This is a genomic window from Sphingomonas sandaracina (assembly GCF_036663695.1).
Classification (GTDB): domain Bacteria; phylum Pseudomonadota; class Alphaproteobacteria; order Sphingomonadales; family Sphingomonadaceae; genus Sphingomonas.
Map to the genome: position 1 here is coordinate 251,492 of NZ_JAXOJK010000002.1, position 23,551 is coordinate 275,042.

Consider the following 23,551-nt stretch of genomic DNA (forward strand, 5'->3'; position numbering starts at 1 on the left):
CGGAGGGCGACCGCCGTCAGAGGCGTTTTCCAATTGGACCCCGGCCTTCGCCGGGGGGGCAATGGCAGCGAAACTGTCGACCTCCGCTAGGCCTGACGATCTCCCCCTGGTGGGCGAGGGTAGCAAAGGCCCTGCCCTCGCTTCTGGTCCTCATCGACTCCGGAACGACACGCATGCGTATCCACAAAACCTGTCACCCGAACCATCCTTGTGGCAGCAGGCCAGCATGACCCCGCCGCCGCTCCCGATCCTAGCCGTATTACCCGACCTCCTCGCGACCCTGCGCGAACGCACTTCGGCGGTCCTGGTCGCCCCCCCCGGCGCCGGCAAGACCACCGCGGTCGCCCCCGCGCTCCTCGCCGAACCTTGGTGCACCGGTGAAATCCTCCTCCTCTCCCCCCGCCGCCTGGCCGCCCGCGCCGCCGCCGAACGCATGGCCTCGACCGCGGCCGAACCGGTAGGCGGCACCTTCGGCTACGCCACCCGGATGGACAGCAAGCGCTCCGCCGCCACCCGCGTCACGGTCATCACGGAAGGTATCTTCGTCGCCCGCATCCAGGCCGACCCCGAACTCGCCGGCATCTCCGCAGTCCTGTTCGACGAAGTCCACGAACGCAGCCTCGACGGCGATTTCGGACTTGCGCTGGCGCTCGACGTGCAAGCCGGCTTCCGCCCTGATCTCCGCATCGTCGCGATGTCCGCAACGCTCGACGGCGCACGGTTCGCAGCCCTCATGGACGACGCCCCCGTCATCGAAAGCGAAGGCCGCAGCTATCCGCTGACGCTGCGGCATATCGGCCGGCAGGCGGAGTTGCGGATCGAGGATTCGGTCGCGGCGGCCGTCCGTCGCGCGCTGACCGAAGCCGAGGGGGGGGTGCTCGCCTTTCTCCCCGGCGTCGCGGAGATCGAACGGACCGCCGACCGCCTCGCCAACCTCCCCGACGACATCGTCCTGCACGAACTCCACGGCAGCCTTGATCCGGCCGCGCAACGTGCCGCGATCCTCCCCGAACCCAACGGGCGGCGCAAGGTCGTGCTCGCGACCAGCATCGCCGAGACCAGCCTGACGCTCGACGGCATCCGGATCGTCGTCGATTCGGGGCTGGCCAGGCGCCCCCGCTACGACCGCGCTGCCGGCATGACGCGATTGGTGACCGAACGCGCCAGCCAGGCGGCGGTGACGCAGCGCGCCGGGCGTGCCGCACGCCTGGGGCCTGGCGTCGCGTATCGCCTGTGGGAAGAGGCGGCGACCGCCGGCCTGCCACGCTACGATCCGCCCGAGATCCTCGAAGCGGACTTGTCGGCGCTGGTCCTCGCCTGCGCGCTGTGGGGCGTCGGCGATCCCCGCGACCTGCGCTGGATAGATCCGCCGCCTGCCGCCGCGATCGACGAGGCGATGGCTCGGCTGACGACCTTAGAGGCGATCGAGGACGGTCGCCCGACGTTGCATGGTCGCTCCATCGCAAAATTGCCGATGCCGCCACGATTGGCGCACATGTTGCTCAGGGCAGGGGAGCGGGGGTTAGCGCCGGTCGCTGCGCAGATCGCGGTCCTGTTAGGCGAACGCGGGATCGGCGGGCAGGATGTCGACTTGGAAACCCGCCTCCGCCGCTGGAAAACCGAACGCGGCCCAAAGGCGCAGGCGGCAAGAGCGATGGCGGATAGGTGGGCGAAACTTGCCCCCCCTCCCGCAAGCGGGAGGGGGCTGGGGGGTGGGCTCGCGCCATCCTCGTCGCGCGACGCCGAAGCCGGGCGCCCACCCCCCAACCCCCTCCCGCAAGCGGGCGGGGGAGCAGACGTCTGCGTTGCACTTGGCTTTCCCGACCGCGTCGCACGTCGCCGCGATGCGTCCGGCGAGACCTGGGCGTCGGTCGGCGGGCGTGGGTTCAAGCTCGACCCGACAGCGCCGCTGGCCCGCTCGGAATGGCTCGCCGTCGCCGATACGCAAGGCTCGGCGGCCGGCGCGCGCATTCTCTCGGCTGTGGCGATCGACCAGGCCACCGTCGAAACGCTCTTCGCCGAGCGCCTCGAATCCCGCCGCACCGTGACGTTCGATGCCACGACCGGCGGGACCCAGGCGCTCCGCGAACGCCGCCTCGGTGCGATTCGGCTGTCGAGCGGACCGGACAGCGGCGCCGACCCCGACGCGATCCTCGCCGCGCTCATCGATGGCGTCCGCGAGCACGGCCTCGCGCTGTTGCCGTGGAGCGACGGCGCGCAGGCATTGCGCGACCGTGCCGCTTATGCCGGCGTGCCGCTCGACGAAGCGACGCTGCTGGACCGCGCCGAAGAATGGCTCGCACCGCTTCTGACCGGCAAGCGCCGACTCGACGTGATCGCCCCCGGGGCGCTAGCCGAAGCGCTCCGCAACCTGCTCGGCTGGGACGCGATGCAGACGATCAACCGCCTCGCGCCGCCTGATTTCACCAGCCCCGCCGGCAGCACGCACGCGATCGACTACGCCGCAGAAGGCGGTCCTCGCGTCGAACTCCGCGTGCAAGCCCTGTTCGGTCTGGGCGTGCACCCGGTGATCGGCGAGGCCCGCGTGCCATTGGTGCTGAGCCTTACATCGCCGGCCGGCCGCCCGATTCAGACGACCCGCGATCTGCCCGGTTTCTGGGCCGGCAGCTGGACCGCGGTCGCCAAGGAAATGCGTGGACGCTACCCCAAGCATCCCTGGCCCGACGATCCCGCCGCGGCGTCCGCCACGCTGCGCACGAAAAAGGCGGATGCAAGGACCGCCGGTTCGCGATAAGGGGGCATCTATGCCAACCGCCCGTATCTTCCAGCGCCCCAAGAACGCCATGCAGTCCGGCAAGCACCGGACCGATGCCTGGCAGCTCGAATTCGAACCGTCGGAGCCCAAGCGGCCCGACCCGCTGACCGGCTGGGCCGGCAGCGGCGACACGCGCGACCAGGTGCGATTGCTGTTCCCCACGGCCGAAGCCGCGGTCGCGCACTGCGAGCGCGAGGGGGTCGGCTACACGGTCGTCCCGGCGCCGCAGAAGACGCTGAAGCTCCAGAGCTACGCGGATAATTTCAAGTAGGCGGGGCGGGGCGCGGGAATGACCCCGCTTTCCTTTAGCTGACCGCCTCCCGACCACCCCGTCATGCCGGACTCGTTCCGGCATCCACGGTTCCGCATGCTCGCCGACCGTAGATCACGCGGCACCGTGGACCCCGGAACAAGTCCGGGGTGACGGAATGGATTGGGACAGATCGTCCCAAGCAAAAAACATCTTCACCCGCCTCTGCCGCCTCTCCCTCTCCCTCTCCCAACGGGTAAAGGGAAGGGGCGCGCGGCGACTTCGCCATGGGAAGGGTGAGGGCAGGGGGCGGGCGCGCCACCAGACCTTAGAGAATCGACCCCGCCAGGATCAGCAGCATCTTGGTATCGATCGCCACCCCCGCCGCGCGCTTCTCCGCCACGAACGCGGGCACGTCGGCCAGCGCCACGCGGTGCACGGTGATGTTCTCGTCGCTGTCGCCGCCGCCGTCGCCGACCTTGGTCAGCCCGGTCGCGCGGACCAGCGTGAAGCATTCCGACGTCATTCCCGGTGAGGAATAGAACACCCCGAGATCCTCGATCGCATCCGCTCGGTAGCCGGTCTCCTCCTCGAGCTCCCGCCCGGCGGCGACCGCGACGCTCTCGCCCGCGGTCTCGTCACCGACCAGCCCCGCCGGCAGCTCGAGACACGCCCGCCCAAGCGGCACGCGGAACTGTTCGACCAGGATCACGTCGCCGTCGTCGATCGCGACGATCACCGCCGCGGCGATCTCGCCCTGGCGCGCGGCGAATTCCCACGTGCCTTCGGTCTGCACGGTCAGGAATTTCCCGGCCCACACGGTCTTGCTCATAACTCGATCAGCCTGTCTGGAAGTTCGTTCACCGGGGCACCGGTCCGCGGGAAATGCTCGGCCAGCACTGCGCCGATCTGCGCGACCGCATCTGCCATCCCGTCGGCGGGACGATCGTCGCGCACACCGGCCAGCACCGCCGCCATCGCCGCGCCCCAGGTTTCGTTGGGGACGCGCGAGTGGATCGCGTCGTCGGCAATGATCTCCGCGCGGTGCTCCGCGAGCGACAGGTACAACAGCACGCCGGTCGAACCCTTGGTCCGCTTCTCGGCCCCCGCACGGAACAGGAGCAGAGCCCGCCGCCGCACGCGCCGCGCCTTGGTCGCGCCCGGCGTTAGCGCAAGCCGCGCCGGCGTCCACGCCAGCACCAGCCGCACGGCCAGGAACACCAAAGTCACCAGCACCAGCGCCACCACGTACAGCGCACCCTGCGGTGCCGCCTGCCAGGGATCGACCAGCGCATAGATGTGGTCCGCTGCGACCGGATGGTACGCGAGCAGCGCCAGCGTCAGCAGCATCGCCAGCACCGCCCAGTGCAGCGATACGTCGTGATAGGCATCGGATTGCCGCGCGACGATCGTGACGATCTCGCCGGTCGTCGCGGTCTCCGCCTGGGTCACCGCCGCGGTGACGCGGTCGTGGTCGGTATCGGTCAATCGCATGTTACCATCCCCCCGATGCGCCGCCGCCGCCGCCGGATCCACCGCCGCCGCCGCCGAACCCACCGCCGCCCCAGCCGCCGCCGCCGCTATCGCCGCCACCGCCCCAGCTTCCGCCACCGCCACCACCGCCACGCGTCATCGCGTCGGCAATGCTCCACAACACGATCGGCAACGCACCGCTGCCGCCGCCCCGACTTCCACCGTCGACATAGTTCTTGCCCCCGGCACGCCGCGAGATCATCGGAATGACGATCGCCGCCAGCACGATCCCGAAGAAGATCAGCCCGATCGGCACGCCGCCGCCACCCGAATTCGCCCGGCGGTGCGTCTTGTCGTACTCGGCCGCCGCAGCCGTAACCTTAGCCCGCGCCTCTGCGTCCGGCAGCGCGAGCTGATCCGCCACCACGTTCGTCCCCGCGACGATGCCGCCGGGAATGTCGCCCGCCTTGAAGCGGGGCAGTATCTGCTGGTTGATCACCACGCTGGAGAACGCGTCGGTGAGCACCGGCTCGAGCCCGTAGCCGACCTCGATCCGCACCTTCCGGTCGTTCGGCGCGACGAGCAGGATCGCGCCGTTGTTCGCATCCTTCAGCCCGACGCCCCAGCTTCGCAGCAACCGATTGCCGTAATCCTCGATCGGATAGCCTTCGAGGTCGGGTACGGTCGCGACGACCAGCTGGTTGCCGGTCGACTTCTGGAGGTCGTCGAGCCGCCCGGTCAGCGCCGCCTCCTGCTCGGGCGGGATCACGTTGGCCGCATCGACGACGAAGCCGGTGAACTTGGGAAGCGTCTGCGCGGTCGCGGCGGTGCTACCGAGCAAAACCGCGAACGCCAGGGTCAGGAGGTGGCGGAGCATAGCGCCCCGATCAGCTCGCGTTGCCGAAGTTCACCGTCGGTGCGGTCTCCGCGCCCGGCGTGGTCGCCGCGAACGGCACCATCGGCTTGGCGCCATAGAAGATCTTCGCGCCGACCGCGTCGGGGAAGGTGCGGATCTTGGTGTTATACGCCTGTACCGCGCCGTTATAGTCGCGCCGCGCGATCGTGATGCGGTTCTCGGTGCCCTCGAGCTGGCTCATCAGCGTGGTGTAGTTGCCCTGGCTTTTCAGCTCGGGATACGCCTCCTGCAAGCGCTGGAGCGACACGCCGACGGCACCCTGGACGCGCTGATACTGCTCCATCTTCGCCGGATCGGAGAGATCGGCGGCCGATACCTGCACCGAGTTCGCGGCGGAGCGCGCCTGCGTCACCTGGACGAGGATGTCCTTCTCCTGCGCGCCCGCCGCCTTCACGGTCGCGACGAGGTTGGGGATCAGGTCCGCGCGGCGTTGATAATTGTTCTGGACGTCGGCCCAGCGCGCCTTCGCGGTCTCTTCCGCGGTCGGAATGCTGTTGATCCCGCATCCGGCCAGCGCCGATGCGAGGAGGATCGCGGCGGTACCGCGGGCGATTGGGGCACGTGACATCGGGGCTCTCCTGAATACCTGTGTCACCATCATAGGACAGTCGCGAGGGTTGGCGAAACCTAAATCGATGGTTAGCTTTGCCCGGCAACAAAGGGGGCGACATGCTCAAGGAATTCAAGGCGTTCATCATGCGCGGCAACGTGCTCGATCTCGCCATCGCGGTGATCATCGGTGCGGCGTTCGGCAAGATCGTCACGTCGCTGACCGACGACGTGCTGATGCCGGTCATCGGCAAGATCTTCGGCGGGCTCGATTTCTCGAGCTATTTCTGGCGGATGGGGCCGGTGCCGGCGAACTACGCGGGCTCGCTCAGCGATTACGCGGCGCTCAAGAAGGCCGGCGTGCCGCTGCTCGGCTATGGCGCGTTCGCGACGCAGCTGGTCAATTTCGTGATCGTCGCGGGGATCATCTTCATGATCCTGCGCGTGGTGAACCGGACCGCAGCGCTGATCGAGCGCGAGACTGCAAGGTTGAAGCGCGAGGAAGAAGCGGTGGCCGTCGCACCTGCGCCGGAGCCGGTCGAGATCGCGCTGCTCCGCGAGATCCGCGACGAGCTGAAGGCGCGGGGGTGACATGCTTGTCCCTCTCCCCTGTGGGGAGAGGGAGGGAGGAGCCTTGGGCGACGGAAGGGTGAGGGGTTTGAGGCTCGGGACTTATATCCCAACTCCCCCTCATCCGACGCTGCCGCGCCACCTTCTCCCCGAGGGGAGAAGGATAGAGTTACGCCGCTACCAGTTCCTCGGCGTTCGCATCCGCCAAGCTGGTCCCATCCAGGATTCGCGCGGTCTCGTCCCGCACGCGCATCATTGCAAAGCGGATCGCGCAGTCGGCTTCGCTCTTGCAGTCGAGGCACGGCCGGTACGCGGTGCGGCTGACACACGGTACCAGCGCCAGCGGGCCCTCGATGATGCGGATGATTTCGCCAAGCGATATCAGGTGGCTGGGCCGCGACAGGCGATACCCGCCCATCTTGCCGCGGTGGCTGATCAGCAGACCGGACTCACGCAGGTCGGCAAGGATCAGTTCGAGGAACTTGCGCGGCACGTTCGCCTCGGCGGCAATGCGAGTCATCGGGATGGGCGGGCTGCCGACCGGGGCGCCGCCAAGGAATATCATCGCGCGGAGCGCGTAGCGGGAGCGCTGCGTCAACATAATGCAGGTTGCTATGCACGCGGTTTGTGGCGAGCGGAAGGCGGTTTGGCACGTTGTATGCGATGATTTTCCGCGATGTGGCCGGGCGCCCGGCCACCGCGCCGGTCTTTTCATTTGGCCGGGCTTTTCAGATCGATGCGGCCCCCCTATATCGGACAAGCCGTCGGGGGAATCTTCTCTTGGCGGCTATGGCGATAAACCGTGGCGTGTCATAGACACAGCGGACCCGGGGGCAGTACCCGGCGACTCCACCACCGCCCTCTTCGCAAGAGGGGGACGATGACGGGGTCGAACTAGGATCGACGTGTGTTCAACGACGCTATGTTTCGCTCGGAATGGGACCACCGCAACGGCCCATACACAAGTGCCAACGATAACGAAGCACTCGCAATTGCCGCATAACTGACGGTCTAACGACCTAAGTTATACGGACGAAAGCGCGGTTCGGGCCACACCGGGCAACAGAAGTGGAAACCGGCGGTACGGGGGGCACCGAGCAACAGAAGCTCCCCACTAGCCCTATCGCTCGGCCGCGATCAAACGACCAGGATCACGCGGCGAGGCGTTCGACCAGCCGCAATACCGGCGGGCTGAAGCCCAGCGGACCCACCAGGCCGTTGGTCAGGACCAGCACGCCGCCACCCCAATAATAGGCCGGATGGATCTTCCCGCGCAGGCGCAGGTCGAAGATCATCCCTGCGATGACGAACACCGCCATCGACGCAAACACCGCAAGCGGCGCGAACTTGCCCAGCTGCGGCATTGGCAGGAGCCGCCCGAGTGCCGGCGACATCACCAGGATCGTCCCGCACAGCATCAGGCGCTTATGCCACGCCGCCTGCTTGCGCAGGATGATCGCCCAAGCAGTGAGGATGCCGAACCCGATCACTCCCAGCACGTCTAGCACCAGGAAAATGCCCGGTGGGAAAAACGGCGGAACGCGGTGCTGCTCGATCGCCATGACGGTGGTGACGATACCGAGGACGACCATCGTAACCCCGATACAGGCGCCGAGCACCCCCATTTGGCGATGGCGGTTAATCGAACCGCGCACGATCAGCCAGTTCTGGACCACGTAAAGCATGATCCATGATAGAAAAACGGCTGCGTGCAGATGAACTTGCGCAGGCAATGCAAAGAACGTCCAGTGCATCCGCGCGGCGTTCACCGTGAAGCCGAGTATCACCGTCGCCGCGATCACTATCGCCATGACAAGGAAGAAGCGGCGCTCGCTTGCGAGAACGTTTCGAGCTGTGCCCGCCGAAGTTTTCACCGTCGCCATCATGCCGCCCCCACGAGTCGATGCTCACGCGACGGACGGTGATCTCAATTGTCGCAGTCGGCAATGGCCGGCGGTGCTTGTCGAGGCCTGCAATCGCGACGTCGCTGCAAGGCCTGCGCACGCATTGTGAGTCAGCGCTGGAGCATCTTGCTGAGTTGCGCCTTCGTATACGGCTTTTGCAGGAACTGCGCGGCTGCGGGGAGGGCGGACGACGCATCGTTGTCGGAGCCCGACGTGATCAGGATCGCGATGTCCGGACGTTCCGCGTGGACCACGTGCGCAAGGTCGATGCCGTTTAGAGCTCCGGGCATGCGCACGTCGGTGAACAAGGCGGCGATATCGGGCCGCTCCTTGAGCTTGATCAGCGCATCCTCCGCATTGCTCGCTTCAAGGACTTCGTAGCCGGCGTCTTCCAGCGCGAGGTTGGAATGGACCCGGACAAGGGCATCATCATCGACGACGAGGATTACGGACTTCGACATAGCGTTCATATCGGTTCGAACTTCCGGCATGCTGCTCCGTTCCGATATTAATCATATTATCGACCATAATGGGGCAAAACGAGCCTGGCATGAGAAAGGGGCCCGGTTTCCCGAGCCCCTCTGTCAATTACCGTATCGTGGCAAAGGCTTAGTCGCGATCGCCCGTCAGGAACGCCGGCGCGAACTCGGGAGCCTTGTCGCCGTCGGTGCGTGCAGCACGCTCGCCGCCGCCGTTGCCGCCCCCATTGCCACCGCCATCACGACGCGGGCCACGGCCACCGCCGTTGCCGCCTGCGTCACGGCCACCGTCGCCGTCACGACGTGGACCACGCGAACCGCGGTCACCCCCATCACGACCGGCGCCGCCTTCGCCGCGCGGACCACGACCGCCGCCGTTGCCGCCGGCGTCACGGCCACCATCGCCGTCACGACGCGGACCGCGCGGACCACGATCGCCACCCTCACGGGGCTCACGAGCAGGACGCGTGTCCTCCAGCTCTTCGCCGGTCGTCTGGTCGACGACGCGCATCGACAGGCGAACTTTCCCGCGCGGGTCGATCTCGAGGACCTTGACCTTGACTTCCTGGCCTTCGCTCAGGGCGTCCGAGACCTTCTCGACGCGCTCGTTCTTGATTTCGGACACGTGGACGAGACCGTCCTTGCCACCCATGAAGTTCACGAACGCACCGAAATCGACCAGGTTGACGACCTTGCCGTCATAGACCTTGCCGACTTCGGCTTCCTCGACGAGGCCCTTGATCCACTTGATCGCAGCTTCGATCTGCGCGGGGTCGGACGACGACACCTTGATCACGCCCTCGTCGTCGATGTCGACCTTGGCGCCGGTCTGCGCGACGATCTCGCGGATCACCTTGCCGCCGGTGCCGATGACTTCACGGATCTTCGACTTCTCGATCGTGAAGGTCTCGATCCGCGGTGCGTGTGCCGACAGCTCCTCACGGGTGTGGTCGAGCGCCTTGGCCATTTCGCCCAGGATGTGCGCGCGGCCTTCCTTGGCCTGTGCCAGCGCCTTGCCCATGATCTCTTCGGTGATGCCGGCGATCTTGATGTCCATCTGCATCGTGGTGATGCCCTCGGACGTGCCGGCCACCTTGAAGTCCATGTCGCCGAGGTGATCCTCGTCGCCCAGGATGTCCGACAGAACCGCGAAGTTCTTGCCCTCGAGGATCAGGCCCATCGCGATGCCCGAGACCGGACGCTTGAGCGGAACGCCGGCATCCATCATCGACAGCGAACCACCGCAGACCGTCGCCATCGACGACGAGCCGTTGCTCTCCGTGATGTCCGACAATACGCGGATCGTGTACGGGAACTCTTCCTTCGACGGCAGCACCGGGTGCAGCGCGCGCCAGGCGAGCTTGCCGTGGCCGACTTCGCGACGACCCGGCGCACCGAAGCGACCGACTTCACCGACCGAGTAGGGCGGGAAGTTGTAGTGCAGCATGAAGTTTTCGTACGAAAGCCCGTTCAGGCCGTCGATCATCTGCTCTGCGTCGCGCGTGCCGAGCGTGGTGGTGCAGATCGACTGCGTCTCGCCGCGCGTGAACAGGGCCGAGCCGTGCGTGCGCGGGAGGAAATGCACCATCGCCTCGATCGGACGGATCTGCGTGGTGGTGCGGCCGTCGATGCGGGTGCCATCCTTGAGGATGGCGCCGCGGACGATCTCCGCCTCCAGCTTCTTCATCAGCTTGCCGGCCGCCATCTGGTCCTGCGGGGTCGCATCGGCAAAGGCGGTCTTGCCCTTGGCGCGTGCGGCGTTCAGCAGGTCCGAACGCTTCGACTTGTCGGTCACCTTGTAGGCAGCCGCAATGTCCTTGCCGATCAGCTTCTTCAGCTTGTCCTTGGCGGTCGACAGGTCGGCCTGCTCGGCCATTTCCCACGGATCCTTGGCAGCCTGCTCGGCCAGATCGATGATCAGGTTGGCGGCTTCGCGGCAGGCCTTGTGCGCGAACTGCACCGCGCCGAGCATGATCTCTTCCGAAAGCTCCTTGGCTTCCGACTCGACCATCATCACGGCCTGGCCGGTGGCGGCGACGACGAGGTCGAGATCACCCGCCTTGGCTTCGTCGAGCGTCGGGTTGAGGATGTAGGCGCCATCGACATAGCCGACGCGTGCTGCGCCGATCGGGCCCATGAACGGCACGCCCGAGATCGTCAGCGCTGCCGATGCCGCGACCATCGCGAGGATGTCCGGCTCGTTCTCGCCGTCATACGACAGAACCTGGCAGATCACGTTGATCTCGTTGTAGAAACCCTCGGGGAAGAGGGGACGGATCGGGCGATCGATGAGACGGCTGGTCAGCGTCTCCTTTTCGGTCGCGCCGCGCTCACGCTTGAAGAAGCCGCCGGGAATGCGGCCGCTCGCGGAGAACTTCTCCTGGTAATGGACGGTGAGCGGGAAGAAATCCTGCCCTTCCTTGACGGTCCGTGCAGCCGTCACGGCGCACAGAACGACGGTTTCGCCGAGGGTGGCGAGGACTGCGCCGTTAGCCTGGCGCGCAACGCGGCCGGTCTCGAGCGTCAGCGTCTTGCCGCCCCACTGGGCGCTTACGGTCTTGGTATCGAACATTCTTTTTCCTTCACTCCGGTCGCCAGATGCGAACGGGGCCTATGTGCGGGCTTAGCCGGCCCGCGGCGGTGTAGAGCGAGTTGTCGCTCCTAAAGGGATCGGCCGAATTGCCTTTCCCTAAAGTCCTCCCCGGCGAAGGCCGGGGCCCAATTGGGGTACGCTGCTTATTGCGCGCGCCGCCAGGTTAAATCTTTTTGCCGGATGCTAAAAGGGGCGACCTTTCGGCCGCCCCTTCGGTTACTTGCGAAGACCGAGCTTCGCGATCAGATCCAGATAGCGCTGGCCGTCCTTGTGACGGAGATAATCCAGCAGCGTCCGGCGCTTGTTGACCATCATGAGAAGGCCACGACGCGAGTGGTTGTCCTTCTTATGGGCCTTGAAATGCTCGGTCAGGTTCTTGATGCGCTCGGTCAGGATCGAGACCTGGACTTCCGGCGAACCGGTATCGCCCTCGGCGCGCGAATGCTCCTTGACGAGCTCGGTCTTGCGTTCAGCGGTAATCGTCATGAATTCATGTCCTCGACATCACAGATTGAAACCGCGAACGACCCGGACGTCTCCGTCCTCGACCTCGACCAGCGCGACCGGGACAGCGTCCAGTTCGGCGAAGTATTGGCCATCGTCTGCGGCGATCCCGGCCAAGATACGCCCCTGTCGGAGCGCCCCTGCCTGGTCGGGGGTGAGGGAGAGAGCCGGGATGTCGTCCAGCGCCACCCTCAAGGGCAGAAGTACATCTTCAAGCGCGGAGGCCTTAGAGAGTTCCTCCAGTTTGTCCAGCGATATCGCGGACGTGAGGTCGAACGGACCGGCCTTGGTACGCCGCAGCATGGTGACATGGCCGACGGTTCCGAGGGCTAGGGCGATGTCGCGCGCAAGGGAGCGGATGTAGGTGCCCTTCGACACATGCGCGGTAAGGGTGACCTCATCGAGGGGCGAGTGGGGTAGGGTGACCTCCTGCAAATCCTCCCCGGCACGGGGAGGGGGACCGCCGTCCGCTTGGACGGTGGTGGAGGGGGGCTCGCCACCAGCGGAACGCCCGCGGAAGCCCCCCTCCACCAGCTGCGCTGGTCCCCCTCCCCGTACCGGGGAGGATAGCGAATAAATCGTCACATCCCGGCTCGCGAGCACCACCTCATGCCCGGCCCGAGCAAGATCATAAGCCCGCTCCCCATCCACCTTCAGCGCGGAATAGGCAGGCGGGACCTGCGAGATCGGCCCGGTGAACCGCGCGAGCACCGCCTCCACCGCCGCCAGAGTAGGCCGCACATCGGACGTCGCAATGCTCACCCCCTCGGCATCCAGCGTATCCGTCTGAACCCCGAACATCACGGTAAAATCATAGATCTTGTCGCTATCGAGCATCCGCCCGGCCAGTTTGGTCGCCTCCCCAACGGCGATCGGCAGCACGCCCGTCGCGAGCGGATCGAGCGTCCCCCCATGCCCCACCTTGATCTTCCCATACCCGCCGCTGCGCAAGGCACGCTTCACAGCCGAAACGCCCTGCGTCGACCCCAGCCCCAGCGGCTTGTCGAGAATGATCCAGCCATGCATGCGCGTAAGTCCTAAATTCAACGTGGTGGGAGGTGGCGGCCCCACCCACTTCGTCATCCTGACGAAAGTCAGGACCCAGAGCCAAGAAAGACGGTGTCCGGTACCCTGGATCCTGACTTTCGTCAGGATGACGGGGATGGGGAAGGGGTGTTACCCCAAAGCCTCGCAAAAATGCCGCCGACACAGCGCGACATACCGATCATTCCCGCCGATCTCGGTCTGCTGCCCCTCGGCAATCGCCCGCCCGCTCGCATCGACCCGCAGGTTCATCGTAGCCTTGCGGCCACACCCACACACCGACTTGATCTCCACCAACGAATCCGCCAACGCGAGCAACCGCGCCGACCCAAGAAACAGGGCCCCCTGAAAATCGGTCCGCAACCCATAGGCCAGCACCGGTATCCCAACCACGTCGCAGATATGCGCGAGTTGATCCACTTGCGCGGACGTCAGAAACTGCGCCTCATCCACCAGCACGCAAGAAATCGCATCCTCGCCGTGCTGCCGAACCACGCAAGCCCCGATATCCGTCCCCGCATCGAACGCGATCGCCGGCGCCTCCAGCCCGATCCGCGACGTGATCGTCCCCGCTGCGAACCGATCGTCGATCGCCGCCGTGAACAGCATCGTCCGCATCCCCCGCTCGCGGTAATTGAAGTCCGCCTGCAACAGGTTCGTCGACTTCCCCGCATTCATCGACGCATAGTAGAAATACAGCTTGGCCATCAGTCTAGCGTCTCGACAGGTACGGGCGATTGCGCCGCATAGGTCGCGATCCCCCGATCGAATGTCACGAAGCCGTCCGCGACCGACCGCGCTGCAACGAGATGAATCATGTCGGCCCAATCGGCCCCTCCGCGATAGCGCGCGACCGCCCAGGACAGGCCATCGCGATCAGCAGTGTGGATGGTCCCCAACTGCAACAGTGTTTCCATCGCATCGGCTACCATCGCACGCCCAAGCGCGGCACGCTTCGACAGGACCCACCCGAGTTCGAGCCAGACGGTCAGGCCCACCCAGACCGGTGCGCCGAGTATTTCAGACGCCATTGCCGACTGATGCTCGTCGTCTGCCAGAATGAAACGCGCGAGAATATTGGTATCGACAGCCTTCACGCGGAACGGCCGTCCTCGTCGAAATCGGGCGACCAACTCAATTGCGCGACGGGGATAGCTGGGCCCTCGTACCGCACACGCGCACGCAGATCGGCCATCACCTCGGCGACGCTTTTTCCCGTCGTCCTACCCGTTGGTCGCAACACGATGTCACCACCAGCTTGTAGGACGTCGAACTGCTGGCCCGGGTTCAAACCGAGTGACTCGCGAACATCCTTGGGGATGACGACCTGGCCTTTTTCCGACATCTTCGTCTGCGCGTTCATCATGGTAAGATGTGTCTTACCGAGATCGAAGTCAATCTTCGGTCAGATCCCGCGCGATATGCGGATCACGCAGCAAGGCCTCGATATGCGTACCTTCGTCGAAGCTCTCGTCCGCAAGAAACTTCAGTTTCGCCGCATACCGCATCTGTACCCGGTTCGCGACTTCGCGCTGGAGATAAGCGGTGTTGGTCCGCAGCGCCTTCAGCACCTTCTCCTCGTCCTTGCCGAGCAACGGCTTCACGAAGACGGTGGCGTGGCGGAGATCCGGCGACATGCGGACTTCGGTGATCGTCACGAGGTGCTTTTCGAGCACCGGATCGTGGACGTCGCCGCGCGCGAGGATGTCGGACAGCGCGTGACGCGCCTGTTCGCCGACCCGCAAGGATCGGACGGCTTTTGCTTCTGGGGTATCGGTCTTCATAAATTCTCCCCTCCCGCCTGCGGGAGGGGCCGGGGGTGGGCACCCGGCCTCAGCGTATCGTGCCGTGGATGGCGGGTGCCCACCCCCCAGCCCCCTCCCGCGAGCGGGAGGGGGAGCAGTAAGTTACAAAGTACGTTCGCGCATCTCGACTTCGAACGTCTCGAGGACGTCGCCGGCCTTGATGTCGACGAAGTTCGACGTGAACGTCACGCCGCACTCCAGCCCCGCACGGACCTCGGCGACATCATCCTTGAAGCGACGCAGCGATGCGATTTCGCCCTGGTAGATGATGACGTCGTTGCGCGTGATGCGTGCCTTGAGCGCCTTGCGGATGTTGCCCTCGGTGACGAGCAGACCTGCTGCCTTGCCGTGCTTGCCCGCCGAGAAGACCTCGCGGATATCGGCACGACCGACGACCGTCTCGAACGCTTCCGGCCCAAGCTCGCCTGCCATCCCTGCCCGGATCTCGTCGATCAGGTCGTAGATCACGTCGTAATATTTGAACGCGACCTTCTGGCGCTCGGCGATCTCGCGCGCCTTGGCGTTCGGACGAACGTTGAAGCCGATGATCGGTGCCCCCGATGCCGCCGCCAACGTGACGTCCGACTCGGTGATGCCGCCGACGCCCGAGCTCAGCACGCGCGCCTTGATCAGGTCGGTGGAGATCTTGTTGATCGCCCCGACGATCGCCTCGACCGTGCCTTGCGTATCCGCCTTCACGACCAGCGGATATTCGATCGCCTGTTTTTCCTTCAACGCCGAGAACATGCTCTCGAGGCTGGCAGGAACCGACGCGGTCCGCTTGTCGGTCTTCACGCTACGACGATATTCCGCGACTTCGCGGGCGCGTGCCTCGTTCTCGACCACCTGGAACGGATCGCCCGCCGACGGGACACCGGACAGACCGAGGACCTCGACCGGCATCGCCGGACCCGCTTCCTTGATCTGCTTGCCCTTGTCGTCGACCAGCGCCCGGACCTTGCCGCTCTCGCCACCGACCACGAAGATATCGCCGACCCGCAGCGTACCGCGGTTGACGAGGATCGTCGCGACGGGGCCGCGACCCTTGTCGAGCTTGGCTTCGATCACCGTACCCTCGGCCGCGCGATCCGGATTGGCGCGCAGTTCGAGCAGTTCGGCCTGGAGCTGGATCTTCTCGATCAACGCATCGAGACCGATCTTCTTGGTCGCGGAGACTTCGACGTCCTGGACGTCGCCGCCCATGTCCTCGACCACGATCTCCTCGCTCAGCAGGCGCTCGCGCACCTTCTGGGCATTGGCGCCTTCCTTGTCGATCTTGTTGATCGCGACGATCATCGGCACGCCAGCCGCCTTGGTGTGGGCGATCGCCTCCACCGTCTGCGGCATCAGGCCATCGTCCGCCGCCACCACCAGGATGACGATGTCGGTGACGTCCGCGCCACGCGCACGCATCTGCGTGAACGCCTCATGGCCCGGCGTGTCGAGGAAAGTGATCTTCGACTTGTCCTTCAGCGTGACCTGATACGCGCCGATATGCTGGGTGATGCCACCCGCTTCGCCGCGCACCACGTCGGTCCCGCGCAGGGCATCGAGCAGCGACGTCTTGCCGTGATCGACGTGACCCATGATCGTCACCACCGGAGCACGGGGCTTCAGATTCTCCTCGGCATCGTCGATCGTGTCGTTGGCCAGATCCTGGTCGACATCGCTGACGCGCGTCAGGTTGTGGCCGAACTCGGTGACGAGCAACTCGGCGGTATCCTGATCGATCGTCTGCGTCATCGTGACGGGCATGCCCATCTTGAACAGCGCCTTGACGAGGTCGGCACCCTTCTCGGCCATACGATTGGCGAGTTCCTGGACCGTGATCGCCTCGGGGACGACGACGTCGCGGATCTGCTTGGCCTGCGCCTCGCGCGGACCACCGGTACCACGACGCTCCTTCTCGCGCGCACGCTTCAGTGCAGCGAGCGAACGAGCGCGTGCACCATCGCCATCGCCGAGCGCGCGGTTGACGGTGAGCTTGCCCGAGGTGCGACGATCGTCGCCCTTGCGGTCACGCTGCTGCGGACGGGCAGGCACCGCGTCGCGACGGACGCCACCAGCCGGAGCATTGACGCCGGTCGCGCCGGGACGCGCTGCGGTCGTGCCGGCATTGCCAGCCGTGGTCGGCACCGCTGCAGCGGGTGCTGCGACAGGCTTTGGCGGCGGCGGAGGCCGCTCGGGACGCGCCACCGGCGAGAACCGGCGCGGGGCCGGGAACGCCGGATCGCGGGTCAGTTCGACGATCGGCGCTGGTGCCGGAGGTGCGACAGGAGCCGGCGCTGGCTTGGGGGCCGGTGCAGGAGCCGCTGCTACCGGTGCGGGCGCCGGAGCCGGAGCCGGTGCCGCGACTGGAGCTGGCGCGGGGGCAGGGGCCGCCGCAACGGGAGCCTCGACCGGTGCGGGTGCAGGCGTCGGTGCCGCGACCGGAGCCGCCTCGACGACCGGTGCGGGCGCAGGGGCAGGCGCCGCTTCGACCGGCTTCGGCGCAGGCGCGGCCTTGGCTTCAGCCTCGGCACGTGCACGATCCGCGACGCGGTTGCGCTCGTCTTCGGCAGCCTTGGTACGCTCCGCTTCCTGGCGACGACGCCCTTCTTCCAGCGTGTTCATGCGCTGCTCTTCAGCCTCGCGGAGCAGCTTTGCCTGACGCTCCTGCGGCGACAGATTGCTCTGCTGCTGACGCACGGGGGCGGGGGCAGGCTGCGGTGCGCGCGCCTGCGGTGCCGGTGCTGCGGGTGCAGCCGGCGCGGGCGCGGCAACCGGCGCGTCGGCGACCGGGCCGTCGGGATCGCCCGGACGGCGCAGGACGCGCGCACGCTTGGTTTCCACGATCACCGTATTCGATCGACCGTGGCTGAAGCTCTGCTTCACCTGGCCGGTCTCGACCGTGCGCTTCACACCCAAAGGTGCGCGCATGCCAAGTTTCGGCTTCTCGTTGTCCGTGTCGCTCACTCAAATTCCTCAGTCATGTCCACGGCCGGGCGTGTTCCGGTCGATCCGGACGCCTGTTGTATTGGTGGCGCCCCATTTTGTGGTGACGCCGATGCGCCCTGCGAGGCCGTTTCGCAAGACACGGAAGAAGGTTCGGGGCCGATAAAATGCAGCCAACGGTCGAGCGCTTCGCTCACCCGCTTTGCTGCAGCGCGGTCGGTCAGGCCAATGTGTACCACATTTTCCCGCCCCAGTGCCAACGCCAATATGGTGCGCGACACCGGAAGTGCCAACCCCCGCATGCCCGAGCCCTCGACATCGTTGCCGATGCGCCACGCCTGATCGAGCTTGCGGTTGCCATCCTCGGCCGCGTCGGAGGCGTGATACAGCGCCTTCAGCTTGCCCTGACGCGCGTTCTGCTCGATCCGGTCGGAGCCGATCAGCACCGTGCCCGAGCGCGATTCGAGCCCAAGCCGGTCGAGCGCGTTACGCTCCAGCGCGGCTTCGATCTTGGCGGGGAGTTCGGGATCGATGGTGAACTCGCCCGTTTTGAACGCGCGGGAGAGAGCGCCCTTGAGCTTGCCCTTCTTGATCGCGGCTTCGAGCTCGACCCGAGTCACCCCGATCCAAGCGCCCCGGCCGGGAGCCTTGGCGCGCACGTCGGGCAGGATGTGGCCGTCGGGCGACAATGCGAGTCGCACGAGATGCGGCCGCGCGTCGCGCTCGCCCGAGAGGATGCACTTGCGAATGGGTTCGTCGGTCATGCGGCGATCCCTTGACCAAAGTATCCGTCACCCCGGACTTGTTCCGGGGTCCACGGTGCCGCACTCTCCAAGCCATGAGGAACAGGCAACCCTGCGTCTACATCCTCACCAACGCCTACAACGGGACACTGTACGTCTGCGTCACGTCCAACCTGATCGGCCGGATCCTCCAGCACCGCGAAGGCACCTTCGAAGGCTTCACCAAACGCCACGGCATCATCCGCCTGGTCTGGTACGAAATGGCCGACACGATGGAAGCCGCGATCGCTTCGGAAAAGCGGATTAAGAAGTGGCACCGCGACTGGAAAATGAACCTGATCGAGCGCGACAACCCGCACTGGGACGATCTCGCCGTAGCGTTGGGCCTCGAACCTCTCACCTAACCCCCCGTCATGCCGGACTCGTTCCGGCATCCACGTCGCCGCGAACCGACCGGCCGTAGAGAATGCCGACCGGTGGACCCCGGAACAGGTCCGGGGTGACTGAAGAGGGGTGGGACGGACTGGCGTTCCATACGCACCACTGCTCCGAGGCCGTAGTCGCTCACCAAGCAACACCCCGTCATGCCGGACTCGTTCCGGCATCCACGTCGCCGCGAACCGACCGGCCGTAGAGAATGCCGACCGGTGGACCCCGGAACAGGTCCGGGGTGACTGAAGAGGGGTGGGACGGACTGGCGTTCCATACGCACCACTGCTCCGAGGCCGTAGTCGCTCACCAAGCAACACCCCGTCATGCCGGACTCGTTCCGGCATCCACGGCGCCGCGAACCGACCGGCCGTAGAGAATGCCGACCGGTGGACCCCGGAACAGGTCCGGGGTGACGGAAGAGGGGTGGGACGGGTTGGCGTTCTATACGCATCGCCGTTCCGAGGCTCTGGTCGCGCGCCAAACAGCACCACGTCATGCCGGGCTCGTTCCGGCATCCACGTCTCCGCAAACCGACCCGCCGTAGAGAATGCCGACCGGTGGACCACGGAACAAGTCCGGGGTGACGGTGAAGAGGTGGTACGCCCTAGCGCCTCATTGGGAGGGTTCCGCATGTGCGTCCTCCTGCGCCGGAGGTTTTGGAGCGTCGCGGTCGACCAACAACTGACCACCCGCGCCGTAATTTTCGGTCGAGACCTCTTCGATCACGATCTGCACCGCAGCCGGGTTCTTTCCCAGCCGCTGCACGAGCGACTGGGTGACGTCGGCGACGATGCCGGACTTCTGATCCTTGGTGGCGGACCCCGAGATGCGGATGCTGACGAATGGCATCAGGCCTTGTCGCCCTCGCTCTTCGTGTCGGTCTTGTCCGCCGCGTCTTCAACCGAAGCGTTCTCGACCGAAGCGTCGTCCGCCGAAGCGTCCTCAGTCACGGCTTCGTCGGCCGTCGTGTCTTCACCCGCAGCGTCCTCGACCACAGCGTCGTCAGCCAAAGCCTCTTCCACCGGAGTCTCGTCCGCCTCGACTTCGTCAGCCTCGGCCTCAGGAGCCTCGTCCTCGAACCAGTGCGCGCGGGCGGCCATGATGATCTCGTTGCCCTGTTCGTCGCTCAGGCCATATTCCGCGAGAATCCCGCCCTTGGGCTCGGGCCGCTTCGGCGCGTCTTCGTTGCGACGACGTGGCTCGACGCGCTTCTTCTCGACCAACTCGTCGGTCGCCAGATCGGCAAGGTCGTCGAGCGTCTTGATGCCCGCCTTGCCGAGCGTGACCAGCATCGCCTCGTTAAGATACGGCATGCCGGCCAGTGCATCCTCGACGCCAAGCGCGGTACGCTCTTCGCGGCTGGCGGCGTCGCGACGCTCAAGCGCCTCGGTCGCGCGGTTCTGCAACTCGCCCGCCAGGTCCTCGTCGAAGCCCTCGATGCCGGCGATCTCCTCGACCTCGACATAGGCGACCTCTTCGAGGTTCGTGAACCCTTCGGCAACCAGCAGCTGCGCGAGCGTCTCGTCCACGTCGAGCTCCTTCTCGAACATCGCCGAGCGCTCGACGAAGTCCTTCTGGCGCTTCTCCGACGCATCCGCCTCGGTGAGGATGTCGATCGCCTTGCCGGTCAGCTGCGATGCAAGCCGCACGTTCTGGCCACGACGGCCGATCGCCAGCGACAGCTGATCGTCGGGAACGACCACCTCGATGCGCTCTTCCTCTTCGTCGATCACGACGCGGCTGACCGACGCCGGCTGCAACGCGTTGACGACGAAGGTCGCGATGTCGGGCGACCAGGGGATGATGTCGATCTTCTCGCCCTGCATTTCCTGCACGACAGCCTGGACTCGTGAGCCCTTCATGCCGACGCACGCGCCGACCGGATCGATGCTCGAATCATGCGAGATGACGCCGATCTTCGCGCGCGAACCCGGATCGCGGGCTGCGGCCTTGATCTCGATGATGCCGTCGTAGATCTCGGGCACTTCCTGCGCGAACAGCTTCTTCATGAAGTCGGGATGCGCGCGGGACAAGAAGATCTGCGGCCCACGGTTCTCGCGGCGGACGTTGAGGATCAGCGAGCGGATGCGGTCGTTGACGCGCACCACTTCGCGCGGGATCTGCGCGTCGCGACGGATGACGCCCTCGGCGCGGCCCAGGTCGACGACGACATGGCCGAACTCGACGCGCTTGACGACGCCGGTGATGATCTCGCCCGCGCGGTCCTTATACTCTTCGAACTGGCGCTCGCGCTCGGCGTCGCGGACCTTCTGGAAGATGACCTGCTTGGCAGCCTGTGCGGCGATACGGCCGAACTCGATCGGGGGCAAAGGATCGACGATGAAGTCGCCCAGCGCTGCGTCCTTCTGGAGCTTCTGCGCGCCCTTGACGTCGACCTGCTTGAAATAATCGTCGACCGCCTCGACCACTTCGACGACGCGCCACAAGCGCAGATCGCCGGTGTTCGGATCGAGCTTCGCGCGGATATCGTTCTCGGCGCCGTAGCGCGAGCGGGCGGCGCGCTGGATCGCGTCCTCCATCGCCTCGATCACGATCGCCTTGTCGATCATCTTCTCCGACGCGACCGAATTCGCGATCGCGATCAGTTCCGCGCGGTTTGCGGTGACTGCCGTGGCCATCAATGCTGTCCTTCTTCGGTGTCGGCCTCGTGAGCATCGGGCTCATCGGTGGGCGTATCTTGATAGAAAACCTCGTCCGCGCCTTCGATCGAAAGCGGCGCGGTCGCGGCGATGAGACGGTCGGTCATGACGAGCTTGGCGTCGGCGACCTGCGAGAAGTCGATCGTCATGAGCTTGTGCTTGTTGACGTCGACGGTGATCTTCGTCCCCTCGACGCCCATCAGGTTGCCCGAGATCTGCTTACGATCCTCGAACGGCTCGACGAGGCGGATACGCGCCTCCTGGCCTTCCCAGTCTGCGAAGTCCTGGATCCGGGTCAGCGGACGATCGATACCGGGGCTCGACACTTCGAGACGGTACGCGTCCTCGCCGACCGGGTCCTTGCCCTCGGCTTCGAGCGCATCGAACTTGTCCGAGATGCGGCGCGACAGCTCGGCGCAATCGTCGATCAGCAACTGGCGGGTGTCGGGCCGCTCGGCCATCACCTGCAACGTCGGATCGGACTTGCCGCCCTGCATGCGCACGCGCACGAGGCTGAGGCCGAGCGCGGCGGCCTCGGGTTCGATCAGGTCGGTCAACAGGGCGATGTTCGCCATCGGAATTCCAGAACACAAGCCAAGGCACAGGTGGTTGCCGCCGCGGAGCAAACCCCGCAGCCTCTTCACCTGGCGATGTAGAGAAGTGGTGCCTCTATACGCGGGGTGGCGCTGGTCCGCAAGACGCCCGTACCGAAGGAGCAACCTTCGTCGATGACGCCGCGTTGGCACAGGGATTTCCGGGAGAGAATCATGATCTGTAAGACGCTGTTCGCCACCAGCCTGCTGTCCGCCACGCTGCTCGCCTCGACCGCCTGTTCCGCGCAACCGGCACCGGCGGGCAAGCCGTTCAAGGAGACGGTGGTCGCCGACTTCGATTCGCCTTGGGCGATGACGTTCCTGCCCGACAAGCGCATGCTGGTGACCGAGAAGAAGGGACAGATGTTGCTCGTCTCCGCCGACGGCAAGCAGCGCCAGACCGTCGCGACGATTACGGTCGATTCGGCAGGGCAGGGCGGGCTGATGGACGTCGTTCTCGCCCCAGACTTCGCGACCAGCCAGCGCGTATATTTCAGCTATTCGACTGCGGGTGCGGGCGGCAAGGGTGTCGTCCTCGCGCGCGGTCGCCTGCGCGCGAACGGTGGCGGCGGCGAGCGTCTCGGTGAGATCGAGGTGATCTTCAGCGCCCGCCCGTTCGTCGAGGGCAACGGCCACTACTCCGGCCGCATCGCCTTCTCGCCTGACGACAAATATCTGTTCTTCACCAACGGCGAGCGCCAGAAGTTCACCCCTGCGCAGGACCCCAAGATGACGCTGGGCAAGGTGCTGCGCCTTACGCTCGACGGCAAGCCCGCCCCCGGCAACCCGCTTGTGGCCAAGGGTTTCGCGCCCGAGATCTGGAGCTACGGCCACCGCAACCTGCTCGGCATCGCGTTCGATGCACAGGGCAATCTCTGGGAGCAGGAGATGGGACCGAAGGGCGGCGACGAGGTTAACCTCATCAAGCCCGGCCTCAACTATGGCTGGCCCAACGCCTCGAACGGCAGCAATTATGACGGCACCGACATACCCGATCACAAGCCCGGCGACGGCTACGAGCCGCCCAAGGTATCGTGGAACCCGGTCATCTCCCCCGGCGGCCTGATGATCTATTCCGGCGCGATGTTCCCGCAGTGGAACGGCGACGCGTTCATCGGCGGCCTGTCCTCCAAGTCCCTCGTCCGCGTAGACCTGAACGGCACCAACGCCGCGAAGGGTGACCAATGGGACATGGGCGCCCGCATCCGCGAAGTCGAACAAGGTCCCGACGGCGCGATCTGGGTCCTCGAAGACGGCGGCGAGTCCCAAGGCCGCCTGATTAAACTGACCGCGAAGTAAGCCACGACGCCATCCCCCTCCCGCAAG

24 protein-coding genes and 1 other RNA gene are annotated in these 23,551 nt (G+C 65.8%); 6 read left to right on the forward strand and 19 right to left on the reverse strand.

Features of this window, described 5'->3' with window-relative positions:
• The first annotated feature begins 226 nt into the window (after positions 1-226).
• Both hrpB and U1707_RS06495 read left to right on the forward strand, forming a co-directional pair.
• Positions 227-2,755: an ATP-dependent helicase HrpB gene (gene hrpB, locus U1707_RS06490; protein WP_332799280.1), complete on the forward strand. Its 2,529-nt coding sequence runs from the start codon at positions 227-229 to the stop codon at positions 2,753-2,755.
• A 10-nt stretch (positions 2,756-2,765) separates the two neighbouring features.
• Positions 2,766-3,047 (forward strand): ETC complex I subunit, encoded by a 282-nt coding sequence (locus U1707_RS06495; RefSeq protein WP_332799281.1) that lies wholly within the window; start codon positions 2,766-2,768, stop codon positions 3,045-3,047.
• A gap of 307 nt (positions 3,048-3,354) precedes the next feature.
• Here U1707_RS06495 and U1707_RS06500 read toward each other — a convergent pair whose 3' ends face one another.
• The 4 genes from U1707_RS06500 to U1707_RS06515 are packed head-to-tail and all read right to left on the reverse strand — an operon-like array spanning position 3,355 to position 5,983.
• A complete protein-coding gene (locus U1707_RS06500; RefSeq protein WP_332799282.1) occupies positions 3,355-3,858 on the reverse strand; it encodes an NUDIX hydrolase in 504 nt (167 codons plus the stop codon).
• The gene (locus U1707_RS06505) at positions 3,855-4,520 is read right to left on the reverse strand and encodes a TPM domain-containing protein (RefSeq protein WP_332799283.1); all 666 of its coding nucleotides are present in this window, start codon (positions 4,518-4,520) and stop codon (positions 3,855-3,857) included. The genes U1707_RS06500 and U1707_RS06505 overlap by 4 nt, the downstream gene beginning before the upstream one ends.
• Before the next feature lies 1 nt (position 4,521).
• Positions 4,522-5,376 (reverse strand): TPM domain-containing protein, encoded by an 855-nt coding sequence (locus U1707_RS06510; RefSeq protein ID WP_332799284.1) that lies wholly within the window; start codon positions 5,374-5,376, stop codon positions 4,522-4,524.
• Positions 5,377-5,386: 10 nt separating this feature from the next.
• Complete coding sequence (locus U1707_RS06515) at positions 5,387-5,983, reverse strand: LemA family protein (RefSeq protein WP_056065884.1); 597 nt, start codon at positions 5,981-5,983, stop codon at positions 5,387-5,389.
• 101 nt (positions 5,984-6,084) lie between these two features.
• Here U1707_RS06515 and mscL point away from each other — a divergent pair, with 101 nt between their 5' ends.
• Positions 6,085-6,555 (forward strand): large conductance mechanosensitive channel protein MscL, encoded by a 471-nt coding sequence (mscL, locus tag U1707_RS06520; RefSeq protein WP_093398784.1) that lies wholly within the window; start codon positions 6,085-6,087, stop codon positions 6,553-6,555.
• Between the two features lie 148 nt (positions 6,556-6,703).
• On the opposite strand, the gene U1707_RS06525 is transcribed toward mscL, so the two are convergent.
• Entirely contained in the window at positions 6,704-7,135 is a 432-nt protein-coding gene (locus U1707_RS06525; RefSeq protein WP_332799285.1) for an RrF2 family transcriptional regulator, read from the reverse strand.
• 120 nt (positions 7,136-7,255) lie between these two features.
• Between U1707_RS06525 and ssrA the strand changes: the two genes are divergently transcribed.
• Positions 7,256-7,611, forward strand: a transfer-messenger RNA (tmRNA) gene (gene ssrA, locus U1707_RS06530).
• 74 nt (positions 7,612-7,685) lie between these two features.
• Here the strand turns inward: ssrA and U1707_RS06535 are convergent.
• From U1707_RS06535 to U1707_RS06585, 11 genes are all read right to left on the reverse strand, one after another.
• Positions 7,686-8,345 carry a hypothetical protein gene (locus U1707_RS06535; RefSeq protein ID WP_332799286.1) on the reverse strand — a complete coding sequence of 220 codons (660 nt, stop codon included), beginning with the start codon at positions 8,343-8,345 and terminating at the stop codon, positions 7,686-7,688.
• Between the two features lie 203 nt (positions 8,346-8,548).
• Positions 8,549-8,899, reverse strand: coding sequence for a response regulator (locus U1707_RS06540; RefSeq protein WP_332799287.1), 351 nt, complete (start codon positions 8,897-8,899; stop codon positions 8,549-8,551).
• Positions 8,900-9,047: 148 nt separating this feature from the next.
• Entirely contained in the window at positions 9,048-11,489 is a 2,442-nt protein-coding gene (pnp, locus tag U1707_RS06545; RefSeq protein ID WP_332799288.1) for a polyribonucleotide nucleotidyltransferase, read from the reverse strand.
• 237 nt (positions 11,490-11,726) lie between these two features.
• Positions 11,727-11,996, reverse strand: coding sequence for a 30S ribosomal protein S15 (rpsO, locus tag U1707_RS06550; RefSeq protein ID WP_307089093.1), 270 nt, complete (start codon positions 11,994-11,996; stop codon positions 11,727-11,729).
• 18 nt (positions 11,997-12,014) lie between these two features.
• The gene (gene truB / locus U1707_RS06555) at positions 12,015-13,040 is read right to left on the reverse strand and encodes a tRNA pseudouridine(55) synthase TruB (protein ID WP_332799289.1); all 1,026 of its coding nucleotides are present in this window, start codon (positions 13,038-13,040) and stop codon (positions 12,015-12,017) included.
• 150 nt (positions 13,041-13,190) lie between these two features.
• On the reverse strand, positions 13,191-13,766 hold the full coding sequence (locus tag U1707_RS06560) for a thymidine kinase (RefSeq protein ID WP_332799290.1): 576 nt from the start codon (positions 13,764-13,766) through the stop codon (positions 13,191-13,193).
• On the reverse strand, positions 13,766-14,155 hold the full coding sequence (locus U1707_RS06565; protein WP_332799291.1) for a type II toxin-antitoxin system VapC family toxin: 390 nt from the start codon (positions 14,153-14,155) through the stop codon (positions 13,766-13,768). The genes U1707_RS06560 and U1707_RS06565 overlap by 1 nt, the downstream gene beginning before the upstream one ends.
• Complete coding sequence (locus tag U1707_RS06570; RefSeq protein WP_332799292.1) at positions 14,152-14,421, reverse strand: AbrB/MazE/SpoVT family DNA-binding domain-containing protein; 270 nt, start codon at positions 14,419-14,421, stop codon at positions 14,152-14,154. Before U1707_RS06570 ends, U1707_RS06565 begins: the two co-directional genes overlap by 4 nt.
• Positions 14,422-14,452: 31 nt before the next feature.
• Positions 14,453-14,842 (reverse strand): 30S ribosome-binding factor RbfA, encoded by a 390-nt coding sequence (gene rbfA, locus U1707_RS06575; protein WP_332799293.1) that lies wholly within the window; start codon positions 14,840-14,842, stop codon positions 14,453-14,455.
• 123 nt (positions 14,843-14,965) lie between these two features.
• On the reverse strand, positions 14,966-17,818 hold the full coding sequence (gene infB, locus U1707_RS06580; protein WP_332799294.1) for a translation initiation factor IF-2: 2,853 nt from the start codon (positions 17,816-17,818) through the stop codon (positions 14,966-14,968).
• The gene (locus U1707_RS06585) at positions 17,815-18,561 is read right to left on the reverse strand and encodes a DUF448 domain-containing protein (RefSeq protein WP_332799295.1); all 747 of its coding nucleotides are present in this window, start codon (positions 18,559-18,561) and stop codon (positions 17,815-17,817) included. The genes infB and U1707_RS06585 overlap by 4 nt, the downstream gene beginning before the upstream one ends.
• 74 nt (positions 18,562-18,635) lie before the next feature.
• Here U1707_RS06585 and U1707_RS06590 point away from each other — a divergent pair, with 74 nt between their 5' ends.
• Positions 18,636-18,944 (forward strand): GIY-YIG nuclease family protein, encoded by a 309-nt coding sequence (locus tag U1707_RS06590; RefSeq protein WP_332799296.1) that lies wholly within the window; start codon positions 18,636-18,638, stop codon positions 18,942-18,944.
• 640 nt (positions 18,945-19,584) lie between these two features.
• Here U1707_RS06590 and U1707_RS06595 read toward each other — a convergent pair.
• The 3 genes from U1707_RS06595 to rimP are packed head-to-tail and all read right to left on the reverse strand — an operon-like array spanning position 19,585 to position 22,207.
• Entirely contained in the window at positions 19,585-19,821 is a 237-nt protein-coding gene (locus U1707_RS06595; protein ID WP_332799297.1) for a tautomerase family protein, read from the reverse strand.
• A complete protein-coding gene (gene nusA / locus U1707_RS06600) occupies positions 19,821-21,611 on the reverse strand; it encodes a transcription termination factor NusA (protein WP_332799298.1) in 1,791 nt (596 codons plus the stop codon). Before nusA ends, U1707_RS06595 begins: the two co-directional genes overlap by 1 nt.
• Entirely contained in the window at positions 21,611-22,207 is a 597-nt protein-coding gene (gene rimP, locus U1707_RS06605; RefSeq protein WP_332799299.1) for a ribosome maturation protein RimP, read from the reverse strand. Before rimP ends, nusA begins: the two co-directional genes overlap by 1 nt.
• Before the next feature lie 192 nt (positions 22,208-22,399).
• Here rimP and U1707_RS06610 point away from each other — a divergent pair, with 192 nt between their 5' ends.
• Entirely contained in the window at positions 22,400-23,524 is a 1,125-nt protein-coding gene (locus U1707_RS06610) for a PQQ-dependent sugar dehydrogenase (protein WP_332799300.1), read from the forward strand.
• Positions 23,525-23,551: the final 27 nt, after the last annotated feature.